Raw genomic sequence first — 1,543 nt, 5'->3', positions numbered from 1 at the left:
TTGCTCACCCCTTAGCAGGGCGTTATGTGTATAGAGGAACTAACAAATTGATCGTAAACAGTATTTGTCCTTATTGCTCGACTGCAATGGTAAAAGGCGAGAACTTGCACAATAGTCGTTCTGTTGAGCACCTAGTTCCCAATACCGCTCTAACGCGAAAGAGAAACAACGGTGAGGGTGATTTCTATGCTTGTCGTAAGTGCAATTCTGAAAAAGGTACATTGGATGAAATATTTGGTCTAATTGCCCGATGCCAATCCAGTGATAGTGAGCTAGCTGTGAAAGCACTAGTTCGTGCTTTCACGAAACGTAAGAGTGTACCGAATCGTCTTTGGGAAATGTATGACAGTGCGGTAGATGTTGGTGAACACGTTGAAGCAAAAATGCCTGTTTATGGTCAAGAGCTGATCGACTACGCAACGTTCTTTGGCAAAGGTCTATATTTTCTAAAGCATCAACGAGTCTTCAATGAAAAGCGAGACGTCATGCATATTCGCTTCTTCAATAAACAGGTTCATTCAAGTTTCGCTCAGAATTATGAGAGTAAGTTTTCAAGCAATCCCATCAAAGACTTAGAATCCAACTCAAAATCATGGGTTGTCGCAGAGGATGAGTGTGTCATCTGGTCAAAAAATAGAAGTCATCTCATTATTTTTCATCACTTTATCTCTTTTGGTATTAGGTTTAAAACTCGTAACCATAAGACTCTGATGAAAAAGAAAGAGCTAGAAAATAATATTTTGGAAAGCTTTGGGTAATACACATAACAAAGCATTTAAGAGTGATTCGCAACGCTTGGCGCTTTCGCTTCGCTCAAGTATAGCCAAGCGCTGCTCACACCTTAATGCGGCGTTATGTAACATCAGGAGGCTATATGTCGGTCAAAACGCAAGCGATAATCGATAAAATTAAAGCAGGTAATTTTAGCATTGCTCAGTTGGAAACCCTGAAAAGAAATGCAATGACTCATCCTGATGGACAAGCGGTAGTCGAGGCTTGCAACCAACAGTTAAATAACAACTCCTCAGTTGGTATCCAGCGAACAAGAGAGCGTGGCGTGATGGAGTGCATCAAGGAGCTGGAAAAGCGAGGAGCTAGGGTTACGTCATTGAAAGAAGGCAACAAACTCGTCCTTGAGGTCATTTTCGAATCCGCTAATCCTAAGAGAATTTTAGTGCGCTCAAAAAGCGCAGGCACATGGCAGACAACTGTTCGCTATGCACAACAGCGTACTATGAAAAAGAACGAAAACGAGTTCTGGGTTTTCGTGGACTTACAGTACTCAACTCCAAAATTTTATATAGCCCCGTTTTGGTGGGTTCAAAACAATATCTTTGAGTGCCATCAAAAGTATTTAGGTCGCAATGGTGGTCATAGAAAGCTAAATGATTCTGCGGAGCATCATGCCATTAAGCTATCTAGAATTAAAGAGTGGGAAGGTTGTTGGGAGTTGCTTGAAAATGTTACATAACAAACTGTTCAAGAGGGATTCGCAACGCGTGGCACTTTTATTATGCGTTGTTTTTAGTGGTTAAGGTGGTCT

General features: G+C 41.3%; 2 protein-coding genes. Both read left to right on the top strand.

Translation table 11 applies throughout. The annotated features are described in order from the left end of the window. A partial coding sequence (locus VHA02S_RS26295; RefSeq protein WP_218000902.1) for a hypothetical protein occupies nt 1-758 on the top strand: 758 nt, incomplete at its 5' end. Nucleotides 759-874: 116 nt separating this feature from the next. Beyond that, a complete protein-coding gene (locus VHA02S_RS24705; RefSeq protein ID WP_050567839.1) occupies nt 875-1,471 on the top strand; it encodes a hypothetical protein in 597 nt (198 codons plus the stop codon). Nucleotides 1,472-1,543 lie beyond the last annotated feature (72 nt).

This window comes from Vibrio harveyi NBRC 15634 = ATCC 14126 = KCTC 12724, assembly GCF_001591145.1.
Classification (GTDB): Bacteria; Pseudomonadota; Gammaproteobacteria; order Enterobacterales; family Vibrionaceae; genus Vibrio; species Vibrio harveyi.
The sequence above is the reverse complement of the archived record's forward strand: the minus strand, read 5'-3'. Positions and strand labels throughout refer to the sequence as shown.

What these genes read in the sequence shown, in the direction of transcription:
- VHA02S_RS24705 (WP_050567839.1), top strand. Translation starts at nt 875, where the DNA reads ATGTCGGTCAAAACGCAAGCGATAATCGATAAAATTAAAGCAGGTAAT.